At 50.1% G+C, this 21636-nt stretch carries 28 protein-coding genes, 1 tRNA gene and 1 pseudogene; 11 read left to right on the top strand and 19 right to left on the bottom strand.

Annotation, left to right across the window (positions count from 1 at the left end):
- Window positions 1-4: 4 nt before the first annotated feature.
- From NQ491_RS04355 to NQ491_RS04290, 14 genes are all read right to left on the bottom strand, one after another.
- On the bottom strand, window positions 5-931 hold the full coding sequence (locus NQ491_RS04355) for a hypothetical protein (RefSeq protein ID WP_019246368.1): 927 nt from the start codon (window positions 929-931) through the stop codon (window positions 5-7).
- Window positions 928-1416 (bottom strand): hypothetical protein, encoded by a 489-nt coding sequence (locus tag NQ491_RS04350; RefSeq protein ID WP_019246367.1) that lies wholly within the window; start codon window positions 1414-1416, stop codon window positions 928-930. Before NQ491_RS04350 ends, NQ491_RS04355 begins: the two co-directional genes overlap by 4 nt.
- Window positions 1417-1428: 12 nt before the next feature.
- Window positions 1429-6237, bottom strand: coding sequence for a tape measure protein (locus NQ491_RS04345; RefSeq protein WP_019246366.1), 4809 nt, complete (start codon window positions 6235-6237; stop codon window positions 1429-1431).
- Window positions 6237-6389 (bottom strand): hypothetical protein, encoded by a 153-nt coding sequence (locus NQ491_RS04340; RefSeq protein ID WP_019246365.1) that lies wholly within the window; start codon window positions 6387-6389, stop codon window positions 6237-6239. The genes NQ491_RS04345 and NQ491_RS04340 overlap by 1 nt, the downstream gene beginning before the upstream one ends.
- A gap of 53 nt (window positions 6390-6442) precedes the next feature.
- Complete coding sequence (locus NQ491_RS04335; protein ID WP_019246364.1) at window positions 6443-6976, bottom strand: hypothetical protein; 534 nt, start codon at window positions 6974-6976, stop codon at window positions 6443-6445.
- 41 nt (window positions 6977-7017) lie between these two features.
- Window positions 7018-7090: transfer RNA gene (locus tag NQ491_RS04330), tRNA-Met, on the bottom strand.
- A gap of 33 nt (window positions 7091-7123) precedes the next feature.
- Complete coding sequence (locus tag NQ491_RS04325) at window positions 7124-7585, bottom strand: hypothetical protein (RefSeq protein ID WP_019246363.1); 462 nt, start codon at window positions 7583-7585, stop codon at window positions 7124-7126.
- A gap of 23 nt (window positions 7586-7608) precedes the next feature.
- Entirely contained in the window at window positions 7609-8022 is a 414-nt protein-coding gene (locus NQ491_RS04320) for a hypothetical protein (RefSeq protein ID WP_019246362.1), read from the bottom strand.
- The gene (locus NQ491_RS04315) at window positions 8022-8468 is read right to left on the bottom strand and encodes a hypothetical protein (RefSeq protein ID WP_019246361.1); all 447 of its coding nucleotides are present in this window, start codon (window positions 8466-8468) and stop codon (window positions 8022-8024) included. The genes NQ491_RS04320 and NQ491_RS04315 overlap by 1 nt, the downstream gene beginning before the upstream one ends.
- A gap of 1 nt (window position 8469) precedes the next feature.
- Window positions 8470-8790 (bottom strand): hypothetical protein, encoded by a 321-nt coding sequence (locus tag NQ491_RS04310; RefSeq protein ID WP_019246360.1) that lies wholly within the window; start codon window positions 8788-8790, stop codon window positions 8470-8472.
- Window positions 8787-9116 carry a hypothetical protein gene (locus NQ491_RS04305; RefSeq protein WP_019246359.1) on the bottom strand — a complete coding sequence of 110 codons (330 nt, stop codon included), beginning with the start codon at window positions 9114-9116 and terminating at the stop codon, window positions 8787-8789. Before NQ491_RS04305 ends, NQ491_RS04310 begins: the two co-directional genes overlap by 4 nt.
- A gap of 5 nt (window positions 9117-9121) precedes the next feature.
- Window positions 9122-10459 (bottom strand): major capsid protein, encoded by a 1338-nt coding sequence (locus NQ491_RS04300; RefSeq protein ID WP_019246358.1) that lies wholly within the window; start codon window positions 10457-10459, stop codon window positions 9122-9124.
- 20 nt (window positions 10460-10479) lie between these two features.
- Window positions 10480-10869, bottom strand: coding sequence for a hypothetical protein (locus NQ491_RS04295; protein ID WP_026089716.1), 390 nt, complete (start codon window positions 10867-10869; stop codon window positions 10480-10482).
- Between the two features lie 20 nt (window positions 10870-10889).
- Window positions 10890-11570 (bottom strand): hypothetical protein, encoded by a 681-nt coding sequence (locus NQ491_RS04290; RefSeq protein WP_019246356.1) that lies wholly within the window; start codon window positions 11568-11570, stop codon window positions 10890-10892.
- 254 nt (window positions 11571-11824) lie between these two features.
- Here NQ491_RS04290 and NQ491_RS04285 point away from each other — a divergent pair, with 254 nt between their 5' ends.
- The 11 genes and pseudogenes from NQ491_RS04285 to NQ491_RS04235 all read left to right on the top strand — a co-directional run bounded on the left by NQ491_RS04285 (window position 11825) and on the right by NQ491_RS04235 (window position 16407).
- On the top strand, window positions 11825-12127 hold the full coding sequence (locus NQ491_RS04285) for a hypothetical protein (RefSeq protein WP_019246355.1): 303 nt from the start codon (window positions 11825-11827) through the stop codon (window positions 12125-12127).
- 141 nt (window positions 12128-12268) lie between these two features.
- On the top strand, window positions 12269-12499 hold the full coding sequence (locus NQ491_RS04280; RefSeq protein WP_019246353.1) for a hypothetical protein: 231 nt from the start codon (window positions 12269-12271) through the stop codon (window positions 12497-12499).
- Window positions 12500-12524: 25 nt separating this feature from the next.
- Window positions 12525-13664, top strand: coding sequence for a hypothetical protein (locus tag NQ491_RS04275; RefSeq protein WP_026089715.1), 1140 nt, complete (start codon window positions 12525-12527; stop codon window positions 13662-13664).
- Window positions 13665-13724: 60 nt separating this feature from the next.
- A complete protein-coding gene (locus NQ491_RS04270; RefSeq protein ID WP_019246351.1) occupies window positions 13725-13916 on the top strand; it encodes a hypothetical protein in 192 nt (63 codons plus the stop codon).
- A gap of 176 nt (window positions 13917-14092) precedes the next feature.
- Window positions 14093-14317, top strand: a complete 225-nt coding sequence (locus tag NQ491_RS04265; RefSeq protein ID WP_019246350.1) for a hypothetical protein — start codon at window positions 14093-14095, stop codon at window positions 14315-14317.
- A complete protein-coding gene (locus tag NQ491_RS04260) occupies window positions 14298-14567 on the top strand; it encodes a hypothetical protein (protein ID WP_019246349.1) in 270 nt (89 codons plus the stop codon). The genes NQ491_RS04265 and NQ491_RS04260 overlap by 20 nt, the downstream gene beginning before the upstream one ends.
- Window positions 14527-14889 (top strand): hypothetical protein, encoded by a 363-nt coding sequence (locus tag NQ491_RS04255; protein WP_147524790.1) that lies wholly within the window; start codon window positions 14527-14529, stop codon window positions 14887-14889. Before NQ491_RS04260 ends, NQ491_RS04255 begins: the two co-directional genes overlap by 41 nt.
- Window positions 14886-15077 carry a hypothetical protein gene (locus NQ491_RS04250; protein ID WP_034283227.1) on the top strand — a complete coding sequence of 64 codons (192 nt, stop codon included), beginning with the start codon at window positions 14886-14888 and terminating at the stop codon, window positions 15075-15077. The genes NQ491_RS04255 and NQ491_RS04250 overlap by 4 nt, the downstream gene beginning before the upstream one ends.
- An 8-nt stretch (window positions 15078-15085) precedes the next feature.
- A pseudogene (locus NQ491_RS04245) lies at window positions 15086-15406 on the top strand (hypothetical protein); the annotation flags it as partial.
- A 309-nt stretch (window positions 15407-15715) separates the two neighbouring features.
- Window positions 15716-16048 (top strand): type II toxin-antitoxin system RelE/ParE family toxin, encoded by a 333-nt coding sequence (locus NQ491_RS04240; protein WP_019246345.1) that lies wholly within the window; start codon window positions 15716-15718, stop codon window positions 16046-16048.
- Complete coding sequence (locus NQ491_RS04235) at window positions 16045-16407, top strand: helix-turn-helix domain-containing protein (RefSeq protein ID WP_051012998.1); 363 nt, start codon at window positions 16045-16047, stop codon at window positions 16405-16407. Before NQ491_RS04240 ends, NQ491_RS04235 begins: the two co-directional genes overlap by 4 nt.
- A 51-nt stretch (window positions 16408-16458) precedes the next feature.
- Here the strand turns inward: NQ491_RS04235 and NQ491_RS04230 are convergent, their stop codons facing one another.
- From NQ491_RS04230 to NQ491_RS04210, 5 genes are all read right to left on the bottom strand, one after another.
- Window positions 16459-17532 (bottom strand): hypothetical protein, encoded by a 1074-nt coding sequence (locus NQ491_RS04230; RefSeq protein ID WP_019246343.1) that lies wholly within the window; start codon window positions 17530-17532, stop codon window positions 16459-16461.
- A gap of 195 nt (window positions 17533-17727) precedes the next feature.
- Complete coding sequence (locus tag NQ491_RS04225) at window positions 17728-18093, bottom strand: hypothetical protein (protein WP_147524789.1); 366 nt, start codon at window positions 18091-18093, stop codon at window positions 17728-17730.
- A gap of 4 nt (window positions 18094-18097) precedes the next feature.
- Window positions 18098-19492, bottom strand: coding sequence for a phage portal protein (locus NQ491_RS04220; protein ID WP_019246341.1), 1395 nt, complete (start codon window positions 19490-19492; stop codon window positions 18098-18100).
- Window positions 19493-19529: 37 nt separating this feature from the next.
- A complete protein-coding gene (locus NQ491_RS04215) occupies window positions 19530-21083 on the bottom strand; it encodes a hypothetical protein (protein WP_147524788.1) in 1554 nt (517 codons plus the stop codon).
- Entirely contained in the window at window positions 21070-21636 is a 567-nt protein-coding gene (locus NQ491_RS04210) for a hypothetical protein (protein WP_019246339.1), read from the bottom strand. The genes NQ491_RS04215 and NQ491_RS04210 overlap by 14 nt, the downstream gene beginning before the upstream one ends.

Here is a 21636-nt window from a genome sequence, read left to right as displayed (position 1 = left end):
ATTGTTATTGTTTTATTTCTGTTAAATCAATCGCAAAATCACCCTCCTCCGTTATAATCCATTCTCCGGATTCGGCTGCGAGGAGGTAATGTTCATCTTCAACTCGGAACGACGTAAAGACCAGCGTAATGGTAAATTTCAGCCAAATTTTCCCTGACGCATAGAACTCCGAAACTGAACCGCTTTTGTAATGACACGGATATTCCAACCCTGTCGCATCGACGTATAACAACCGTTCGTCGGGGCGTGCCAAGTCGTACAGGAAAGCGTCATAATTGCGCCATAATTCGGTTTGTGTAGCCGCCCGCATGAGGCAAGTTACCTTGACCTCTTTTGTCTTGAATGTAACACGTTCCCCGTCGTATATTGCGCCGCCTTGTGTCCCTATGTTGCGGAGCAAGTTTTGTTTCACGGCGGGAGATTTCTCTATCTCGGATAGCGTTCCCTCCAAAACACGTATGCCATAATCCGTCAACTTACGCCCGTCGAGTTCATAATCTCCGTAGGGAGGAACCGTGCTTGCCGGAGCGGTATAGGTGTAGCCGTCCAACGGAAAATCATCAGCGAGGCGAAGCGTAACAAAACCGAGGAACAGAGCGGTATCGAGATTCGTATGTGATACCATGCGGAGGCGGTAAGTACGCCCGATTTCCTTGAAATTGAACGTGTGGTAGGCTTTGTCGGACAACAATTCTATAAAGCCCCCGAAGCGGTAATTATCACCTGTAAATACGAACTTCATGGAAAATTCTTTGGTGTCCAATACCGGAGCGGATAAGTCTGCCTCGATGCCGTCCTCCTCCTGCCAATCATTGCTCTTGACGGATTTCAATGACGGAAAGGCCACAAGCTCGTTGTAGCCGTCCTCCTGCACGAAAACACCGTATTCCGTGAAAGCGTCTTTCCCGTCTATGTAAAACCTATCCGTCATAAAATCATCGCCCTGTCTGTTGCTTTTTTGATAACTTGACACCCGTGTTCGCCTGATACGAAAACCACAGCCCACGCCGAGGCCTGAATCGAGGCTTGCGCTCCGTGCATTAAAATCACCTCGTGGCGGCCTTTGCTGTCGTATGACAGGCAGGCCGAGGTTTTCCCGATAAGCACTACCGTCCGCTCGTTTTCGAGCCGTATATGCCCTGCATCAATGTAAATCCCGTAGCGTTCCACGTCGTACTGCTTGAACCGCCGGAGAGTGGTTATGTCGGGGAAGTGGTATTTCTGACAAAATTCTACTCCCTGCGGAGAAGTGAACAGCCGGATGATTTGTTCGAGGTCTTCCGTCCCTTTGAACATGGTGCAAGCACGATATTTCTCTGCCATGTTGAACAAAGCACGGTTTTCGCATTCCTGCTGTGCCCGTTGCTTGGCAGATTTCCATTGTGCATATATTTCATTGAGTAGTGTCCGTTCCATACGTGTCATTCACTATTTTTTCAGTTTTATTCCTTTCAGGGCAATGTCGTTTACCGTGTTTTTGACGGCCTGCATATCGCCCTCAATGCTTTCCAACTTCGACAGGTGCTTCGTGTTATCTTCGATGCCTGCGAGGTGATCGAGTATTCGTGCGCTGTTGGCAACAAGGAGTTTGGCACTTTCCATTAGGGAGTATGTATGCCCCTGTATGGCTGTCGCCCGCCCGTTTAGTTCATCGACGCTCTCCTGTGAAGCGGTGGCAATACCTTTCTCCGAAGCCTCACGGGTGGATTCAATATCACCCAGCAATATTTCTTTTAATTCATCGGGGAGGGCATCCATACCCGCTTGGAAGTTGTTTACATACCCGTTTAATCTTGCGGCAAATTCGACCATACTATCATTGACAGCACCAAAGCCTGCAAATGTTCCGTCCTTGCTGAACCATTTATCTTTGTATTCATTGAAAAGGTCGCCAAGAGGTTCTTCGAGTAACTTTTGGACGAGCATTTGTTTGACGATATTGGCAACAATATCATCTACCTTTTCGCCCCACGCCTCGGCTGCATCTTCTCCTGCTCTGAAAGCGTCGATAAAGGCATCGCCCAATTCATTTGCAATGTCTGTTGAACTACCCCCAATTATGCTCTCGACGAGTTCGTTTATTATTGCGCCTGCTTCCGCTCCAAGTTCCTGTATTTGCCGTTCCCAATCTGCTATCTTCCCGTGATCGGTGTCCTTTTTGTTGTTCTCGTTTCGGATTTGCTCTTGCAGGAGCAACTGTTGTTCTGCGAGGTTTTTGAGTTGTTCTTTCGCTTCATCATATTTCGCATAGCCAAGTGCCTTATCCGCAGTATATTCGATGCTTGCGTAAGCCTCTGCCAATTTCTCCGCCGACTTCTGCATTATCTCGTTTTGATAAACAACCCGCCCGATAATCTGAAACAATGAGTTGGCATATCGGTTCGTGGTAGCATGGAGACGGAGTACCTCTTGTGTCGTTTCGGCGTACACCTGCTTGACCTTTTCCAGTACATTGAACGTATTGTTCTGCAACCGCACCACATCGGCATTGTCGAGTTCCCATTGGAGTTGGTCAATACGGTCTTGCAACCTTTCGATTTCCTCCTGATATTTGTCGTCATTGTTGAACAGCCCGATAATCGCCGTAGCAATAGACATCGCCGCAGAAATAATCGTCAGGATTACGCTGGCTTTCTCTACCGTCTGAATGGCTTTTGAAGATGCCAACGCCGCAGTCTGCATACCTGTTGTAGATGCAGTTGTGAGCGAAACAATGCTATTTATCATGCTCAACGTCGAGGTAAGAACCGTCCCTGCCGTGTCGATTATCTTACCCGCCGTTCCATCAACAGTGTCGCCGATGCTTTCAAATTCCCGTTCTGCCTCCTGCAATGTCTTGTAGAGGTCTTCCCACTCTTTGATAGAGCGTTTCCCCGGCGACACCTCATTTTCGGCCTGCGCCTGCGTTACCTTTTTACGGGCGGTGTTCACTTTCGCCCGAGCGGTTGCCATTTGTTTGCTGTCAGCGGTTCCCGACGTTTCAAGAGCTGCTAACTCCCGCTCGGCCTGCGCTAAAACTTGCTCCAACTGCCGCAACGTCATATTGGCTATGGCGTTCATCCATGCCTGATAAGTTTCCTCCCGTGATGCGAATTGTTCATCAACGGCTTTCAACGCCTCTTGCTCGTTGCGGTTGAGTTCATCAACATTACCCTGCGTAACCCCTTGCCGCAGCGTACCGTCCTCATTATACAGGGCTTTCCGCTGCCGCTCGTATTCCTCCGTGATTTTATTCCGTTGCTGTTCGTAGGTCATAAAATCCGCCAGCATTTGTTCGAGCGAGGTTTTATTTGCCTTATTGCGTATCTCCTCGGCCACTTTGTAATACTCGGCAATTTGCGCTTGCTGTTCCGGTGAAAGGTCAGCAGCGGTAACGGTTGAGCGGTCGAACGTCTCTCCCTTTGCTTTCGCTTGTGGATTTTTGTTCTCCCATTCGAGTTCACGGGCATCACGTAACGCCTCGACCATTTCTGCCTCCCGCTGCTGGTTGGCGAAAATCAGTCGTTGGTAGGCAAGTTCAATTTGGGCTTGCTCTTTGGCAAATCCCTCCTCCATAGCATCAATACGGGATTGGGAAATATCCAACTCCGCCTGCTTTATCTGCTTTTTGACACTCTCCTCGTACTCCTGTATCTTCTGATTCCGCTCGGCAGTTTCTCGCTTTATCCTTGCGGCTTCATTTTCCGCCTTGCTGGTCTGTCCCGCAGTTTGAGGCAACTTTGTTTTCAAAGCATCTATACGGGTTTGCAATGCCTTGTATTCGGGGTCGTCTTTGCCGTAGCCGAGTTGCTCTTTCTCCAACGCCTCGATTTGTTCTTTCACGTCCCGAATGACCGACAATTCCTTTTCACGAGCGAGGGTTTGGTCTTTTATCAGTTGTATTTCCCGCTCTTTGGCTGCAATAGCCGCAGCATCGGGAGTGTCGGCCTTTTTTAAGGCGGCGAGGGCATCCTGCGCTTTCGGTAGCTGTTCCATGAGTTGTTGCAGGGATGCGGTCATCGCATCGAACTGCTTTGCTTCGCCGTCGGTCGCAGCCGGGGCAGAGCCGAATTTTTCCGTTGCCTCTTTGACGCTTTGTTCGGCAGCCGCCCGTACTTTGGCAAGGGATGACAGTTCTTCCCTGAGGGCATTTGCCGTGTAGGTGTATGAACCTATCCCCGTCATTGGGTCGCCCGGTATGTATCGAGTTCTGTCGAACTGTTTGATAATAGCTTCGATGTCGGACGTGATTTCAGCCCCGCCCATTATGACGGGTTTCAATTTGATAAGATATTCATCGGCAAGGTCAATTTTCCCGTCAGAACCTTTTTGCCCTTTGAACTCTTTTCCCAACATCTTCTTTACCTCGTCATATACGTCGCTCTGCTTTTCTGAAACGATGTTGCCGGCTTCCTGCGTTACCTGCTGTATCGCCCTTGCATTGGCTGCTTTGGTGGCTTCCTCTGTTATCAGGGAGTAAGCCGCAGCAATATCGTTCAGAGCCGTTTTTTCGTCTCCGAGTTTTTTCAGATACTCTCCGTACTGGCTGATAATCGCCTGTTTCGCATCTTTATATTCGTCCGTGCCCTCTTTGGCTGCTTTCAACCGTGCGAACATCAAATTGATTTGGTAGAGTTCCGATTGTAGAGACTTATCGGCCTCTTTTATCGTCTCGTTCAATTTGCTTTGAGCCTTTTCCGCCTCGGTCTGATAGGTTACGAGTTTATACAGTCCATAACCGAGTGCAATGGCGGCGGCAGCAGCCAACGCATAAGGGTTCGCCATAATTACGGCGTTCAATTTGGCGGCAACAGCCATAAGGCGAGTTTTGGCAACAGTCAGGAATCCCGTTGCCGTAACATTGGCCGTCTGTGCTGCGGTATTGACCGCTGTTGCGGTCGTGTTGGCTGTGCGGGCAGCTGTTTCCACCGCCGTTTTCTTGGCGTTGAAATCACGGGCGGCGGACTGATAGGCAAGGGCGGCGGTTTCCCGTTGGGTTTCGGCGGTTGCCAATTTCCTTTGAGCCGTTTCTATCTGTTTGGCTGTGCCGGTTGCACCAATGTGCATAAGTTCAGCCAACCGCTGCTGCTCCATTTGTTTGGCTGCAACATATTCCGCCCGTCGAGCTGCGACGGCTTGGCTGGCCGCAGTAACGTCGGCACGGGCTTTCGTCAATGCACTTTGGGCAGCCTGTACGTTCGCTGCGGTTTCGGCTTTTACAAGGGCGTAATATTCGGCAGAAGTTTTCGCCAATCCTTGCTTGGCTATCTGCGCCTGCTGCTCCACCGTGAGGAGTTTATACAATTCGGCAGCCTCCTCTGTATGCTTTACGGTGGCAACCGAATTCTGTATAGCGGCAGTTGCAATAAGAGCAGCTCGATATGTGCCATAGGTTGCAACGAGGGCGGCAAGGGTTTCTCCAACTTCCTGATAATTCTCAATCAGGTACGATGCCCCTGAAATAGCACCGCTTATGACATCCTCATTCGCACTTCCGATGTCATTGAGCATCATATCGAAATTATCTTTCAAGTTCGATATTTGCCCCGTGATGGTCTTGCTCTGTTCTTGCATGAGGTTGTAGAACTTACCACCCTCGGACGTCATATTTTTGAACGCCTGCTCGACTTCGGGAAATCCGACCTTACCGGCGGATATGTACTTATTTACCTCGCTGACGGATACGCCGAGGACTTTGGCGAGTTCTTCGTAGATAGGTACACCACGTCCGGCGAACTGACGAATATCGACCAGCATAGCCCTGCCTTGCGATTTCAGCGTACCGTATAGGTACACCATGTCACCCAACGGGACGGACAGCCCCGCCGAAACATTGCCCAGCATTTCTACCGTTTCAATGGCATCTTCGGCGGCGGTTCCGTATGCGAGCAGTTGTTTGATTCCGTCAGCTACACCCAGTAAATCGTATGGTGTTTTTGCTGCGAAATTTACCGCCTGCGACAGGAGGGCATCTGACTTTGCCTTTGAATTGAGCATCGTGGTAAATGCAACGTCGAGTTGCTGCATTTCCCCTGTTACCTGAACGATTGAACGAGCAAAGGCAGTTGCTTGCTGGGCGGAAAATGCAACAGCGAGAGCAGCACCTATCCTGTGGGATATGCTGTCAATACGATTCCCTTCCGAAACAGCCGTGTCGCCGATACCTTTGATGATGTTGCGAGATTCGGCGGCGTCTGCTCGCAGTTGGTTATTATCCAACCCCAAACCGTAGTATAATTTGCCTTTGTCGTTATTCATTACTCACCGAATAAAATTGCGTGAACTTTATCCCTGTTGCGGGGGTCGCTTGCGTTTATTATTTCCTCCTCTTTGCTCTCTTTTTTACCGTCTTTGGGCTTTTTATAGCTTGGCAGAACTGCCCCGTACATAATCATATTGGCATAGCTCATATCGTACAGGACATATTCCAGCGGAAGATTAAACCCTTTGACAGTCCCTGCGATTACTGCCCAGATGCTGTCGTTTCCACCTCCCTCGTCTGTCGCAGCAGATTTATCTCGGTCAGGAAAGTGGTAAGCCCGAAAAAATCGGCAACCTGCGACCTTTGTAACAGCCGTGCGGCCAGGTTGTGGAGTTCTCTCGGCGTAATATCTTCCAACAGCGATTTTGCGAGGGCTGTTTTATGGTCTATGACTTCCTCGACCTCCACCTGCTCGGCTTCCTTGATAAGTCCCCAAAAACGGCGTTTTTCAACCGTTTTGACGGTCTTTCGTGTCTCGGTTAATCCTTTTGCGCCGAGTATCATAATGGCGACGATTTCGCCCATAGGACGGCAATCTTTACCGATTGCCAATACCTCGTCCACGATTCGTTCCGTGTTGAGTTGAATTTTAGGCATCCGAGCAACGGCTTCCGATGCCAAAATCAGAGTTGCGGCACTCGGCGGGGCTGCTTTATATACTTTATCGCCAACGGTGATTTCCTCCGGCTGTTGGAGAATTGTTTGGGCGACTTTGGTTTCAATATTTTCCGGCATAACTGTATTTTATTTATGGCGAATTCGCCGTATTTTGTTTGTAGCGGGAGTTGGATTTGCACCAACGACCTCCAACCTATGAAATTGGCGAGCTGCTATCTGCTCTATCCCGCTATGTGCGGAGGTTTAACCCCCTCCGCATAGGGTTTACGCCGACTTGGTGTACGGTTTGAGGGTTTTACCCGTTTCCGGCTTTTTTGCGTCGAACGTGTATTTCCACAACTTACCGTCAGCCGAAGACCACGATTCCGTTACCGATACCGTTGCATTCTCGATAAGGAAGCCCTCGCATGCCTCATCCTCCGGCGTCAGGCGGACGGCATAGTTATCGACGATAACACCGTCCTCGTCCTCGATAGGCTTCTCATCGCCTTTCTTGACGAAAATCTCCAACTCGAAGACGTACTTGTTTTTACCCCTGCGGGTATCGACGACATCGCCGCCCTCCTCGGTCGCTTCCTTTTTCGTTCCCTCGGTTGTCGTCAGTTTGGCCGTGTCTTCCTTGATTTCGGGAAATGCCGTCCATGTGGGCGTCGGTTCCGTCGGAACTGCGCCATTTACACTTTTGGTAAACTCTACCGTCGGTTTACCCCAGCTTAATACAGACATATTCTTAATGTTTTAATGGTTTGTTAGTCAATGTATTCGTACTGCAATTTAACCACGACGAAATGCTGATGTATCTCAGGCTCTTCCTCCGTGTAAATTGTCTGCTGCAACTTGAACTTGTAATTCGATACGGCAGCCGTCAGGCTATCCACCCAATCCGCTGCGGCTTTTTCGAGCGTTTCGCAGCGTTGGCCGTCCTCCACGAGAACTCCGTTTTCGTAAGGGTCGATATCGGGACAATAGATATTTATGGTTACGACGCCTGTTTGTATTTGGCCGGGGAGGCCGGTCGTGAAAATCACGATAGCGTCCTCGGCTTTTGAATCCCTCGGGCGACAACCCTTGCGATATACTTTCCCCGATATGATTGAGGGGAGGGTGCTGCTTTTCAGCAACGCCAGCACATCGCTTTGTATCTGTTTCCCTGTCTTTGCCATTACCGTTTTGTAAATCCAAGTTGTTTCATAAGGCTCGGTACGAGTTGTTCTGCCAACAGTTCTGCGCTATCCAACACGTTATATCCCCTTGCCGATACATGGGCAGCATAGTTCATCCCTGCCACCACAATCAAGACAATGCCGGACGGGAACTCTTTGACGAGTTGGCGGGCAAATGCCGCCCCGCCTTGCGTTCCCTCTCGTCCATTTTTGACGGTAGTAAAATCGCTCATTTGAACAATCTTGCCGTCTTTGACTATCACGTAGCCGATAGAACTTCGGAGGTTTCCCGTTTGGTCTTTGTAGGAGTTGGTCGAACGGGCTTCGTTCAAGCAGCGTTCACCGACGTAGGACAGATTGTAGATGGTTTGTTGCTCAATCCTCTGTATCTGTTCTTCGAGGTACGCATCGACCTCGGACATCGGTGTTATCTGTTTTGCTCCCATATCAGACCAAAATCCGGATTTGACATACTCCCTGTAACGGCTCGACTTCGATGACGGAGAATTCTCCGAGGATTTTCCCGCTGATGTCCCGCAACCGCAGCATTTCAGCATTGTAGGGCTGTTCGTCTATGAGGATTTCATAGGAGGCGATTGTAAATGCTTCGCCGTTTGCCTTGCCTTTGTTGCTGTATTTATTTGCTCGGTATTGGCACTCGATAGGGTTGCCCCAAGAAACAGACGGGGCGATAGGATAGTCTGTATCAGGGTCTATCCCTCCGCCTGTCTTTATCTTCGTTTCGATTGTGCCGTTTGCAATAATCATAGTCTTGAACCTTTGTACCCGTAAATGGATTTCGGTTTGTTGCTCTCCTCCTGACATTCCCCGTACAGCCGATTTGCCCTGTTGCGGAACTGTATCCGCTGCTCGTCCGTGAAGCTGTATGACTGCCCGCCCTGCGTGACATCGGGAGCGAGTGAAAGCCATAACAGGAGGTCGGCTTGGGCGAGTTTATATTTCGCCGTTTGCATAATCTCCTGCGAGACTTCTACCGTCATATCAAGCCCACGATATTCCGCTGCGTCCACGAGGGTACGCAACGGAATAGGGTAAGCGTTGATGCCTTTCAGCGATTCGAGAACTGTTGCCATGATGATTACTCTCCTGTGGCCTGCGTTACCGTCACTTCGGCGGAGTTGTTCTCCTTGTCAGTTACGGTAATTTTGGCCGTTCGTTCTGCGGTTGAGTTGGCCGTTACTTTGACCGATACTTTATCGCCCTCGACGGTGGCTGTCGCCCATTCTTGGCTGGACTGCACCGTTACGTCGCTGTCGCTATGCACGGTGAACGTCTTGGTCGATGCCGATTTCGGGAATGACAACGACGTGGGTTCGACACTCAGTTTGCCGGTGGAGTTGGCATGCAGAATGTAGATGCCATCCACACCGTCGATAACCGGTAAGGCCAAAGCCTGTGCGGTCGTGAACTCTTTGAGCGGGTCGGTCTTCGAGTACTTCGCCACGAGGATATGTGAGCCCGATTTCTGATAGTTTACTCCGGCAACGGGGTTGGTTTCCTCGGCCAGCGTACCGTACACGAGGCGGCCTACGTTTTCGCCGGGCAAACCTACAATATTGGCCTCTGCCCACGGCTTCACGGACGTATAAGAGCCGTCCGGCTTTTCGATTCTGAACGAGGAATCGACGATGCGGAACGTTGCGCCGTATTCGTCGGCCAACGCTTCCAGCATGGTTTCCCTTGACGGAACCGGCAGCAAGGATTCGTCCGTGATGACCTGCTTGTTGTAGTTCGCAGCGAGCAACTTGCCCTGCTTTGAGTTACGGAACAGGTTGAAATACTTTTTCGACAGCATAACGAGGGTGATAGAGTTCCCGTCTTCCTGTGCCTTGTCGAAAAGCTGCTGCACGTCGTCCTGCGGAACTGCGTCGGCCTCGCCCCATTTGGCTTTGGTTACGTGGAATGTGTTTTCGGCCTTGTAACCGAAATCTGCCCGGATGCCCGTACCGACGTTTTCATCGTCGGGGACGAGAGTTACGCCGGTGGACAGAGCCTCTTGGAACATAATTTCCTTACGGACATCCACACCCTTGATTGCTTTCGGAGCGTCGTCGAAGATTTTGCCCACGACGGTTGTTTCGTCGGCTCCTCTTGCTCGCATTACGTTGATGTCGGAGATGGCTTTCTCGCCCTTGCTGAACTTGATACCGATTTTCGGGATAACGCCACTTGCGTTGCTGATTTTATCCCGCTTTTTCAGGGGCAGCGAGCTGTCCATAGCCACGACATCAGCGGCAACGACGGAGGTGTTCAGCTCGGTCGAACCCCAAGTGAGGTCTGCGGAGTATTCCTCCGTGAGCATCGTTTTGTGCAGTAGCTGCTCCTCCGTTTTCTTGCCGTTGATTTTCTCGGTAATCTTCCCGATTACGAGACGGAAGTACTTGTCGATGTACTCGATGAATAATGACGGATTCATAATTTATTCTCCTTTCTGTTTTAGGCGTTAAGGAACTCGATGCGGGGCAATCCCGTTTTGATTGCCGCCGTTACGGGGTACGGACTTGCTGCGGCATTGACCTGACCGATAGTCAGGATTGCTGCCCTCGGGTCTTTCTTCAGCACGGAGGCTTTCAGCACACCGAGGTACGAATGTCCTTCGGGCAGCGTATCATACGCCTCGGAGGTTACTCCGAGAGGCTTTACAGCTTTCGTCGTGTCGTTCTGAATCAGGATATGCCCCGACCTGATGACCTCGACATCAGTTGCCAGCCCCGATACGTCAAGGGTACGTCCGCCGGGAACATCGCCCAAGTCATTCACAATGACGATGGCATCCAGCCCGTCATTTACCTCAATAGAGGCTCTTTTCAAATCTGCGGTAGGCATTGTCTTTGAATTTTAGTGGTTTAACCTATGTTCATCCCGTCCACGACACGCTGCGCCTCCTCGTCCGTCGCCTCTTTGACGCCGTTCGTTGTGGTTTTTGTTGCGCCGCCTGTGGCCGGTCTGCCGAAAACAGCACCTCTCGCATTTGCAGTCTTGGCGAGTTCCTCTACCTCCGTACCGACTTCGGACAAAAGGGTGTCGAACTCCTCGTCCGAAATGCTTTTGATGTCCGTGCGGGCATAAGGCTTACGGAGGTCTTCCGGTAGCTTGCCAATGATTGCATCGAATTTCTGTTTCCGGCTGGCGGTAACTTTGTCGCCCTCGATTGCGGCAAGGCGGTCGGAAAGACTTTTCTGCCCGTCGATAATTGCCTTTGCCCACGCAGGAGTATCGTTGTCTCCGTTACCGTGTTGATTGTCGGGTTCGTCGTTGTGTTCAGCAGATGCGCCCCCTTTGACCTGCTTGCCGTCTTTCAGACCGTGTTTCTTCTCGTAATTCGATACTGCGGTCTGCTGGGCTTCCGTCGCTCGGCTGTCGCCATAGCTTTCGAGAACCTGCTGGAACGTTACCCCCTCTACTGCGGTTGCAACCTGTTCCGCTGTTGTCGCAGTCTTCGCCAACTTGTCGGCTATCCTGCCCAAGATTGCGTCGCTGACCCCCGTAAATTTGGCTTTCAGCGCATCCAAAATCTCTTTTCTCATACTGTTCAAAAATTAACTGATTAGTTTGCTTGCGACAAATATACTCAAAAATCGAATAGTGATTATAAAACAATCATAAATTTTATTTCAAATGATTGGTTGTGAGTATTAATCCCATAACAAATAGGGAAATATAAATAACCTTTTCAGTTAAAAATTCTCCGTGAAAAATTTGTTATAGCAAATATACTTCACTTACTTTGCAATATGATTATAAAACAATCATATTTGAACAACCCCAAAATAGCAGAGATATGAAACAGTACACAGTTTATTTCAGCGAACCGGTTTGCCACAAGTACATCGGCGATAAGTTCAATAAAGAACTCAAAAAATGGGAGTATGATGTTGAATGCGAAGAATGGAACGATACATTCACTTTCTACTCGTTGAAGCCTGCAAAGGATTTAATCAAAGCTAATATCAACAAGTACAAAGGTTCTTGCATCACCAAAACATGGGCAAATGGAGATTGGGAGAATCTCGGTGAAATCAAACTTGCCGGCTCCAATAAAACCTTTGTAGCCAATACCAAACAGCGAGTAGCAAACTATTAAAGCTATAATTATGGCACAGATAATTGAAGCGGCATATATGGCAGGGTTCGAGCCAAGCTCGGACAACCTGCCCGCCGAGGAACTCTACAATGAAGCCCTCGCATATCTTACGGATTTAACAATCAATTAAAACATACCGAAATGAACAGCGAAAGAAGAAAACGTCTCGCCAAAATATGCGAGCAGCTTGAAGAGATCCAAGTCGAAATTCAAGCTATTGCAGATGAGGAACAAGAGTGTTACGATAATCTGCCTGAATCTCTCCAATATGCAGAACGAGGAGAGCGCATGAGTGAAATAGTCGATACGCTCAATGATGCCGCAAATGACATGGAAAGCATCACTGAGAATTTGCGGGAAACACAAGAGTAGTTACAAATATCTAAATAACAGGATTATGGAAACAGCAATGACAACGCAGCAAGGATTGAACGAAGTTGTAATCAACAAGGTTCAGCGCATGATTGAAAACAAGGCCGTCGGCGTACAGGCCACAATGGAACGCTTGGTAAACGAGGGGAAAATCGCACAGGATTATATCGCCCCTATCGGAGTAGAACTGCGCCGCAACGATCACTCCCCGATAATCACGTTCAGCGAAAACGGGCACGTCCTGATGAATATGCAGAGCGGGCAATACACTCTCCACGGCAACGCTATCGGACAGTTGGCCGACAAAATGGGCATCCCCTCTCGCTATCTACGGCAGCTCGCCTCTGGCGACGAATGGCAACGACAACTCGCCGCAACGGTTCTGAACGAGCATAGCGGCTGGACGCAGCGCACACGGGTTCTTATCCGCACGGTCGGCCAGCAGGTTCGAGGTGTGTTGAGCGACAGTTACCGCCGGTTGAACAGCGTTGAAATCCTGACCGCTTTCGTACAGGAGGCGAGCCAGCAGGGAGCAGTTATCGCCGATGCCTATATGAGCGACACGAAAGTATGGGCGGAAACGATACTGCCGCAGCCTATCGTGGTTCCGACAGTAAAGAACGGCGAGGTGGTGATTTTCGCAGGGGCGAGGTTCAGTACTTCCGATTATGGCGACGGGGCAGTTGATATGCGGGCATTTTTGCTCAACGGGGCTTGCCTCAATGGTATGGTTCGGGAGAGCGTGATGAAACAAGTACACCTCGGCTCCCGCCTCCCTGACAATCTGCAACTCTCCAACCGCACCTACGAACTCGACACCCGCACGACGGTTTCCGCAGTTCGAGACCTGACGAGGGGATTGTTCAGCAAGGACAATATCATGCAAAAGGCCATCGAGATTCAAGGAGCGGCCGAAATCGACGTAGATTTCGACCAAGAACTGAAACGGCTGGTAAAGGCTGGTTCGCTGCTGAAATCGGAGGGCGAGAGTGTTGAAAAAATCCTCATGCGTAATGACCCCGACGACGGAGTACAGGGCGGAGCAACCCTTTGGAAGCTGACGCAGGCTATCACGGCACACGCACGGGAACTTGAACCCCGCCGCAGCCGAGAGTTACACGAGATTTCGGGGGCTTTGCTCAATCGGGTAAAAGTAACCGCATAAACATCAACCGCCCGTGAATCCGCCCGAAAAGCGGGTTTGCGGGCTTAAACTCAATACAAGATGAAAAGGACAGATTTGAAATTTATCGGCATCGACGGCTGGGACAGGCCGGTTTACCAAGACCCCAACGGGTTGTTGTGGAAAGATACCACGCTGGGAAGTGATACGCCCTCTTTCGCTTCCGCCTGTAATAACGAGTTCGAGGGAGAACCGGATATGCCTATCGAAATGACATATCCCGATTTCGAGTAGTTATGGCACGCCGAAACCCTGCCATAATACACTAATTGATGAATTACGGCGGAGTTTCGGCGTTTCAATACCCCATAGTAGAGTAAAGGAGAGTATAGTATAGGAAAGTATATAATAATACCCTTACGGGTATTTGTCAAACCGCCTGCGATTGTCAGGCAATAAAACCTGAAATTATGAGCGACAAAAAGAGAATTTATACCGTCCCTGTTCGGTACGTGTTCAGGGGCGAGTTCAAAATCCAAGCCGCCAGCAAAGCGCAGGCAGAAGAATATGCCGAGAAACATTGCGGGCTGGTTCTCGGAGGCGACATTCATTCATCGTTGCCTGATGAAATGGTTAATTGGGATTTTCCCGTACACCCCGAAAAAATCGTAGGACATGGCAAGGTTGAACATTGAGCGACAGGAGCGGCTGGAACCGGAGCGCATAGCCCATGCAGTCAGGCGAATTGAGCAGCTTGGCTACACAATCACGCTGCGGGATAACAAGAAAATACAGTTCACTCACAAGGGCAAGACCGTTACGTTCTTCCCGTACAGCGGGTGGGCAACCGGCAAAACGATACAGGACGGACGAGGGCTTGATAAACTGATAAAACAGTTAAAAAATGAAGACGATTTTAGAACGAGCGAAAGAAGCCGTAATTGACCCTTTTGACCCTGACGAAATGCTTCCGGTCAGGATGGGATATTTATCTATGCTGGAAAGACGTGGATTTGTTGCAGGTGCTATGAGTGAACTGAACGAACTGCTCCGTTGGCATAAGATTCAGTCAGACAAATCGGGATTTGCTACTGATGAAGCCCTTGATGAGATTTTTCGGGAACTGCCACGTCTTGTCAAAGACAAGCGGGACGGGTGCATCGAACTCATCGACTATGATAATGCCGCTGAATGGCGAGGCGATTTGGAACGCAAACCGAGCCTATACCAATGGCGGCCTATTCACGAAATAGAACAGATGACATGAGAACGAAAACACTATACAAAGCGGACGGAGACCGTCTGAAAATCGACCGGTTCCCCTGTTTCCACATAACCGGCAGCATCGCAGGAATGAAACGAATGTTCTATGGCAAGGATGCCTTGCTGGTACGTTGTGGAAGTTGGATTTACAACGTGTCGAAAGAACCGAGGATTTATCATATAGCACATTAGTTATGAAACGAAGTCATAAAGCTGAATTTCAGCGTTGGAGAGCCGAATTGGAAGCAAAACACGGCATGATGATTTACGACCGCCTTTCGGACGTGATAGACACAAACGACGATTTAACCGTCGGGGATATGGTTCTGTTTACCAACGATTATGGGGTAACATTTGGTCCCCATGAAATATTGGGATTCTGTAAGCCGGATAGTTTTCTATGCCCGCACCGTTACCCCAAAGACGAGGATTGTGGCATTGTCTTTTTAGACAGCGACGCATATTGGTTCCCCGACCGGCTCAACCAACTGACGCTGGTATCGAAAGGAGGGCAGCAATGAGTGAGTTGGAGTTTATCTATCGTGTGGCATTCAATGAGCCTCCCCTTGAAAACGACGACAGTTGGGAGTTTTACTTTACCTCCTTGTCAGCAATATACGAGAAGTTCACGCCCGAACAGGTGGGCTGCAAGGTGTCTCGCCTGTGGAATCTGAAAATCACTCCCGATAAACCATACAATGGTCGGCGGTGTCGTATCACGAAAGAACCCGTACTGCGAAAAAAGCGGAGAAAATAGGCACATTTCTTGTGAAAGATTTGTATAAGTGTAACTAATTAGTTACTTTTGCAGTGTAGAAATAACGATAAGAATGAAACGAAATTTGATATTTTCGCCGGAATACATTGAGTTTGAACAGAGTTCGAACCCTCGCACTCGTGAAAAACTACGCTATGCGGTAGCGATTTTGGAAACCGTACAGCCGATACCGACCAAGTTCGTGAAGAAACTGACGAACACCGATTTTTACGAGCTGCGAGTTTCGGTCGATAACGAGGTTCGGGTTATCCTGTTTTCGGCGGACAATGAAAATATCAATCTTGCATCGAGCGTTATCCTATTGAACGGCTTTGTGAAGAAAAGCACAAAGGATTACGATAAGGAAATTACAAAGGCTATCAATATTCTAAGAAAATTGCTATGAGTACGACAAACAACCGATTAACAGCAGAAGAATTGCAGAAACTCCGGCAGACGGATTTCAGCAAGAAGCCGGGGTTCGTAAAGGCCGAAACGGTACTTGCCAAAGAGGTTGGCGAGGTCGGCACTCCGGAACGGGCAGAGTTCGACGCAAAGGCTCGTGCCTGGTATTATGGCGAAATGTTGCGGGAGCGGCGCAAAGAACTTGGTATGACGCAAAAGGAACTTGCCGAGCGTGTCGGGCGGGAACGCACCTACATCAATCGTATCGAGAAAGGCGAGACCGATTTGCAACTCTCCTCGTTTATCCGTATCGCCGAGGCTTTGGGAATTATGCTTCGCCTTGATGTGAACTTGGCGTGAGGTAGAATCTGAAAAAATGAGGGCGGTCGATTTGTCCGCCCTTGTTTTGTGCTATGCTGCGTATTGTCTGTTGTCTTTCAGGAAATAAGGCAGCGTCCCATTCTTGGTTGCCTTTTGAATCCTGTCGTGATTCCTGATTCTCCACTCCTTGAAATTAGGCGGTACGTCGGACACCTTGTTTGCGCTTTCCCCGTTCAGCGGTTGTCCGAGCATTATCCGCTCGTTGTCGGCTTTGATTTCCTCCAATGTTTTTAGTATTACTACTGCGTGGCAACGACAATACGGATGCCAGCCCGTGAACTTGAAATTCTTGGGGTAGCGTCCGGCCAACTCATCGCAAATGTCGGTAAACGCTCGTCCATTGAGGGTGTGGTTATTCGATAACCTGATTTCGATGCCTACCACAAAATCGAGTTGCTGCCAACGTGTGTAATCCGATGTACGGTAAGCGATGTTCGTTTCTGTGGCAGCCAAACGGTGGGCGTTCTTGTACGACGAGCGATAAACTCCTTGGCCGGGATGATACACCGCCGCCCGTTGCGACAGGTGCAGTTGCCCGTGCTGGTCTCGTACACGGCGGAACAGTTTATCGGGGTGTTGGAGGTATTGTCGAAGTGTCCGGCTCATTTCATCGGCTGAAAGCCCGTCCCGCAGGCCGAGGTCGATGCCCATTTCTATCTCCGTTTTGAATTGCTCCGTGTACCGCCATACCCTGTCAGACAATTTCAGTCCACCGATTTTGCGTTCCGTGAACGCTTTGCAGGCTTTGTCGTTGGTGTTGTAATACTTGCGAGCCTGTTCCGGTGATAATTTCGTGGCGTATTCCCCGAATACGACGTTGCACAGTTCGTTGTTTTTGTTGTTCGCCAACGTCCATTCGGCCTCGATGCCGTTCAGAATAACCGTCGATATGCCCGTTTTTAGCGTTTGTAGCAACTTTTCGATGCGAGCCTTTGTGCTTGGGTAGTTGGCGAACGAAAAGGGCTTGTTGGGGTTGAAATTGGGTATTGTCGCCCCGATAGCGGCAGCCTCACGCACGGCAGACTGATAAATAGCTTCAATCTGCCGTGCATAACGCTCCACGTCTTTCAGGTGCTTACTCTCCCATTTGTCCAACCGTGCCATTGTTTCTCAATTCAAATACGTTGCATTGCGGGTCGTCCAAGAATTTCGAGAACTTCCCCTCTTTGTAGTGCGGGCAGCGGCACATAAACAGTTCGCCCCGCCAATTCTTTTCGTGCCAATCGTAACTATGGATGCAGTCCCGACACGAGTATTTCGGTCGTTCCCGCTGTTGCTTTTTCCTCGCTGCGGCCATTGTTATTCCTCCTCTATGCGGTCGGGAGCGGGCATTTCCTCCAACCGTATCGCTTTTATGGTTTCACGTCCCTCCAAAATCGCTTTACATAGGCGGTGATAGCCGTCGGCAATCTGCCCGCAATCGTCGAGGATAATAGGATAGTTCAGCGAGCAGTCCTGCACCCGCTTACATTGGAAGATGAACTGCGAGAGGTTATCCGCAGGGAACGGATGGTCGGTTAAATCTACCGCCCACAGCGGGAGGTCTCGGACTTCGTAGCCTTTGGCCTGTGCGAACAGGTATAGCGATTCAGCCCTCCAAACCTTGTTGCCTCTGACAAATTCGCTTTCCCCGAATGTCATTTGTGATATGCGTACTTTCGTCATGGGGCTATTCGGTTAAATGGAACGCATCGACGGTTTTTTCTTCGCCGAGTTCTTGCATCGTTTTATCAACGTCATTGCTCCAGCCGAGCATTTCGACGCTTTGCCGCTGTGAAATGATAGGTTTGCCGCCGTTGGCCGTCGTGAGGTTCGCAATGGTGTCCTTATCGTCTGTAATCGTGAACGGCGTTATCTCCATTTCCACTTGCAGGCTGTCCACGTCTTTCCATTGCTTTTCGGGCAACATCGTTTTGAGGAACGCTTTGACGACGTTCATTTCACGGTCGAGGAATTCAATCAGTCGCCCGCTCTCGTCCTTGACTTTGAGTTGGGCGTCGATGAATAGCTGCTTGCGGCTTTCGCCCGACATAGGGTTGGATTTCATACTCTCGTAACTCCAATCCGGCAGTTGCAACTGCGTGAAGAACGATTGCCGGAGTTCGGTAACAAAGAATTTCAGATTTTCAACCGCCTGCTCCCATGTGACATACCCCGCAGAAGAACCTTTCGGATATTGGAGGATGCTTTTGAACTCCTTGTTTTCGGGTTGTTCCTCGCCGAATTGTATTTCTTCGTCCGCAAACACGCAGAATACCGGTTTACTGTTCTTGCGGAGGTAATTACCGTTGCGGCTCAACGCCCATTCAATCTCGAACACGATTTTCGAGGTGTCCTCCCAAATGGGGGTCGGGCGGAACATATACACCCCGGGGATTTTGCCGAGGGTAATATCCTCGTCCTCGATGAGCTGCCAGCCGTTGTTCTCGTTCGACCATTTCAGGTGCTTGCTGTCGGTATAGGTGTCGAAGTACGAAACGGTTTTGCCGAGTTTCTTTCGGGTATAGCCCACCGATAGAGCAATCATATCGCCGTACTCATCGAACAACGGGTACAGTTCGTCCCCATGCATCGGCGAATAGTTTTTGCATCGCAGTTTCAGCGGGCAATTGAATCCGTAAAGGTCGTGCCGTTGCTCGACAGCGTACCACAGCGTCATAACCTCGCAACCGGCGAACAGCATATTACTCCGTTCGATGTTCACGCTGTCGATGCGGTTCCGCTCGTAGATTGCCTCCAACATTTTGGCGACTTTCTGCTCCCCGTCGTTATTGGGTTTATAGATGCGCTTGACAGGTATGCCGAAGCATAGTTCCGTCATACGTTTTACAGCCAATCGTTGCAGGTCGTATGTGATACGGGTAACGTAGTCGATAGAGCCGTCCTCGTTCACAATGTCGGGGTATTTGGCTTTGTTCATCACAGGATGTCGCTTGGGGTCGTATTCGTGTATCAATCCCCAGCGTCCTGTCCACGGCTGCACGTAAACGGCCTTTTCTTTCAGGTCGGAAATAATCTCTGTTACCGGTCTGTTCTTGTCGATGATTTCTTGAATTGTTGCCATAAATGTTTGTATTATAATCATTTTGTTTGCAAAAAAATTAGTACACAGCCTGTGCGATACGTTTTTTGTCCACCGGACGCTTGATGACAATCGGATAGAACGTGTTGGCCAGCGCATCGAATTTGTCGGTAGAGCGTCCGAGCCGCTTTTTGATGTCCTCTTTTGGTTCGATGACTATTTTGCCGTCGGAGCGAAATGACCACCGAATTTCGGTTGCCTCCTCTGAAAATTCTTCGTCCGGAGGTAACATGGCTCCCGTGTTATTTTTCGGATTGAGCCAATCTCGTATGCACCAAAACAGGTATGCCCGCATATTGAGGAACTTGTATTGCCCCGTAATGTCGGTTAGTTCTTTATCACGGGCTTTTGCTCCCTCGCTGTATTTGCAGCTGATGATATACGGGCTGTCGTCAATCTCGTGTGCCCGTGCATAGACACCCGCACCCTCGCCGATTGTGTCGATGCTAACGAACGATGTAGGGTGTTGGCGGCGGTGATTGATGATGTCGCCCGCAACCCGCATGTGGTCTGCCGTGCCGCCCGAATTGTGCTTTTTGAACGGCGCAACCCAATTCTCGATGCGGTTGCAATAGACCGTTGCGTCCCGTCCCATTCCAGCCACATCGACACCGAGCCAATTTGTTCCCGTGCGTTCCCCCTTGTATTTCCGCCAGCGTTCCTGCGCTGCTTCAATCCATTGCATCGGGATAAGCACATCATCGGCCACTTTCGGAAATTTGCCGAGAACCTTTTTGCGGAACAGGTCTTCGGGGCGATACCATTTTCCCTCGAAGCAGAAGTCGTCGAGTTCTTCCTGCACCTCCGATTTGTCGATACGGGTACACCATTGTTCGAGTTTATCGACAACCCATTCGTAATCGACCTGTCCGGGGATGATGATTTTATGTTCAATGACGTTCGGAGCGGTCAGGCTGTTCAGCCGGAATTTCGTCCAGCGTTCCCCTCGTTGGCTGCGGGCAGCATATCCGATAGGAGTGTTGGGGTTGAATACCAGCAAGACACGGCTGTTGCCTTGTAGGTTTCCCTCAATCGCTTCAAATGTGTTGTCGCTGATACCGGACGCCTCCGTGATGACGAACATCGTATTTACAGCGTGAAAGCCCGACCACGCCTCGTGGTTGTTCTCGTCGGCCTTGAATCCTGTCAAGAACCATTCATCGCTGTCCGTGCGAATGTCATAGGCGTTCAATCTGCCGGGCAGCACGATGCCTCGTGATTTCGCCCTGTTGTAGAGCCGTGAAATTTCCGGCATCATAATGTTCTTTACCTGCCTATCGGTCGGTGCGGTGAGGGCGACTTTCGTGTTCTCTATGAGTTGGCGTTGGGTGTTCCAACGTGGTGTCAGGTACAGAAACGATATGGCGGCGCAGGCAGCGACGAAATCTTTACCACGAGCCGTGCCGGAGGCAACAGACGTGCGGGGATTGAATTGGACACTGGATAAAATCTCCTGCTGCTCCCTGTCAAGGGTAACGCCGAGACCGTCCCGGACAAATCGGTTCCAATCCTCTCTCCACGAACGCATCAGGTCGATGCCCCGCCGCCGCAATATGTCATTATTTCTGCTCATTGTCGTCCACGATGCCACTCTCTATCAGGAACGCCGCAAAACTCATATCGCCCGAAATATCTTTCTTTTCAGGGGCGTACAGGCCGAGCAACTTCCGGCGTTCTGCAAGCTGCTGTCTGATTTCCGCAATGTACGACGGGTCGCCGAGGCGTGTTACCTCGGTTTCCGTCCGCTCGGTTTGATAGGTGCGGATAGATGTCGCCCCCGTTTGGCTGTCCCGTGTCGGCGAACCTTTCTGTTTGCGGGCGGTCTTGGTGTAGTCAGTTTTCGACTTTTCCCATTGTTCCCACAACTCCCTGCACGTTTCGTCGATACGCTCCAATTCGAGTTGTAAGGCCAAATCCATGTTCTCCAAGCGGCTTTCCCGCCACTCTTTGAGGAGGGTTTGGATGTCCCTGTTCACGGTGGCCGTCGAATAGGTTTCCAGCCCGAGACGTTTCATTACCTCGGACTGGATTTTCCGTATGCTGTAACCCCGTTTGTAGAGTTGCGCCACGATTTCGAGGCGGGATAGTTTCAACTGCCGACGCTTTCTCTGTTGTGCCTCGCTCAT

The sequence above is a fragment of the Alistipes ihumii AP11 genome (assembly GCF_025144665.1).
In the GTDB taxonomy this organism is placed as follows: domain Bacteria; phylum Bacteroidota; class Bacteroidia; order Bacteroidales; family Rikenellaceae; genus Alistipes_A; species Alistipes_A ihumii.
This window is presented reverse-complemented; position numbering and strand designations above follow the sequence as displayed.

Coding starts and splice junctions, on each gene's coding strand:
- NQ491_RS04355 (WP_019246368.1), bottom strand. CDS start 931: ATGACGGATAGGTTTTACATAGACGGGAAAGACGCTTTCACGGAATAC.
- NQ491_RS04350 (WP_019246367.1), bottom strand. CDS start 1,416: ATGGAACGGACACTACTCAATGAAATATATGCACAATGGAAATCTGCC.
- NQ491_RS04345 (WP_019246366.1), bottom strand. CDS start 6,237: ATGAATAACGACAAAGGCAAATTATACTACGGTTTGGGGTTGGATAAT.
- NQ491_RS04340 (WP_019246365.1), bottom strand. CDS start 6,389: ATGAGCTATGCCAATATGATTATGTACGGGGCAGTTCTGCCAAGCTAT.
- NQ491_RS04335 (WP_019246364.1), bottom strand. CDS start 6,976: ATGCCGGAAAATATTGAAACCAAAGTCGCCCAAACAATTCTCCAACAG.
- NQ491_RS04325 (WP_019246363.1), bottom strand. CDS start 7,585: ATGTCTGTATTAAGCTGGGGTAAACCGACGGTAGAGTTTACCAAAAGT.
- NQ491_RS04320 (WP_019246362.1), bottom strand. CDS start 8,022: ATGGCAAAGACAGGGAAACAGATACAAAGCGATGTGCTGGCGTTGCTG.
- NQ491_RS04315 (WP_019246361.1), bottom strand. CDS start 8,468: ATGGGAGCAAAACAGATAACACCGATGTCCGAGGTCGATGCGTACCTC.
- NQ491_RS04310 (WP_019246360.1), bottom strand. CDS start 8,790: ATGATTATTGCAAACGGCACAATCGAAACGAAGATAAAGACAGGCGGA.
- NQ491_RS04305 (WP_019246359.1), bottom strand. CDS start 9,116: ATGGCAACAGTTCTCGAATCGCTGAAAGGCATCAACGCTTACCCTATT.
- NQ491_RS04300 (WP_019246358.1), bottom strand. CDS start 10,459: ATGAATCCGTCATTATTCATCGAGTACATCGACAAGTACTTCCGTCTC.
- NQ491_RS04295 (WP_026089716.1), bottom strand. CDS start 10,869: ATGCCTACCGCAGATTTGAAAAGAGCCTCTATTGAGGTAAATGACGGG.
- NQ491_RS04290 (WP_019246356.1), bottom strand. CDS start 11,570: ATGAGAAAAGAGATTTTGGATGCGCTGAAAGCCAAATTTACGGGGGTC.
- NQ491_RS04285 (WP_019246355.1), top strand. CDS start 11,825: ATGAAACAGTACACAGTTTATTTCAGCGAACCGGTTTGCCACAAGTAC.
- NQ491_RS04280 (WP_019246353.1), top strand. CDS start 12,269: ATGAACAGCGAAAGAAGAAAACGTCTCGCCAAAATATGCGAGCAGCTT.
- NQ491_RS04275 (WP_026089715.1), top strand. CDS start 12,525: ATGGAAACAGCAATGACAACGCAGCAAGGATTGAACGAAGTTGTAATC.
- NQ491_RS04270 (WP_019246351.1), top strand. CDS start 13,725: ATGAAAAGGACAGATTTGAAATTTATCGGCATCGACGGCTGGGACAGG.
- NQ491_RS04265 (WP_019246350.1), top strand. CDS start 14,093: ATGAGCGACAAAAAGAGAATTTATACCGTCCCTGTTCGGTACGTGTTC.
- NQ491_RS04260 (WP_019246349.1), top strand. CDS start 14,298: ATGGCAAGGTTGAACATTGAGCGACAGGAGCGGCTGGAACCGGAGCGC.
- NQ491_RS04255 (WP_147524790.1), top strand. CDS start 14,527: ATGAAGACGATTTTAGAACGAGCGAAAGAAGCCGTAATTGACCCTTTT.
- NQ491_RS04250 (WP_034283227.1), top strand. CDS start 14,886: ATGAGAACGAAAACACTATACAAAGCGGACGGAGACCGTCTGAAAATC.
- NQ491_RS04240 (WP_019246345.1), top strand. CDS start 15,716: ATGAAACGAAATTTGATATTTTCGCCGGAATACATTGAGTTTGAACAG.
- NQ491_RS04235 (WP_051012998.1), top strand. CDS start 16,045: ATGAGTACGACAAACAACCGATTAACAGCAGAAGAATTGCAGAAACTC.
- NQ491_RS04230 (WP_019246343.1), bottom strand. CDS start 17,532: ATGGCACGGTTGGACAAATGGGAGAGTAAGCACCTGAAAGACGTGGAG.
- NQ491_RS04225 (WP_147524789.1), bottom strand. CDS start 18,093: ATGACGAAAGTACGCATATCACAAATGACATTCGGGGAAAGCGAATTT.
- NQ491_RS04220 (WP_019246341.1), bottom strand. CDS start 19,492: ATGGCAACAATTCAAGAAATCATCGACAAGAACAGACCGGTAACAGAG.
- NQ491_RS04215 (WP_147524788.1), bottom strand. CDS start 21,083: ATGAGCAGAAATAATGACATATTGCGGCGGCGGGGCATCGACCTGATG.
- NQ491_RS04210 (WP_019246339.1), bottom strand. CDS start 21,636: ATGAGCGAGGCACAACAGAGAAAGCGTCGGCAGTTGAAACTATCCCGC.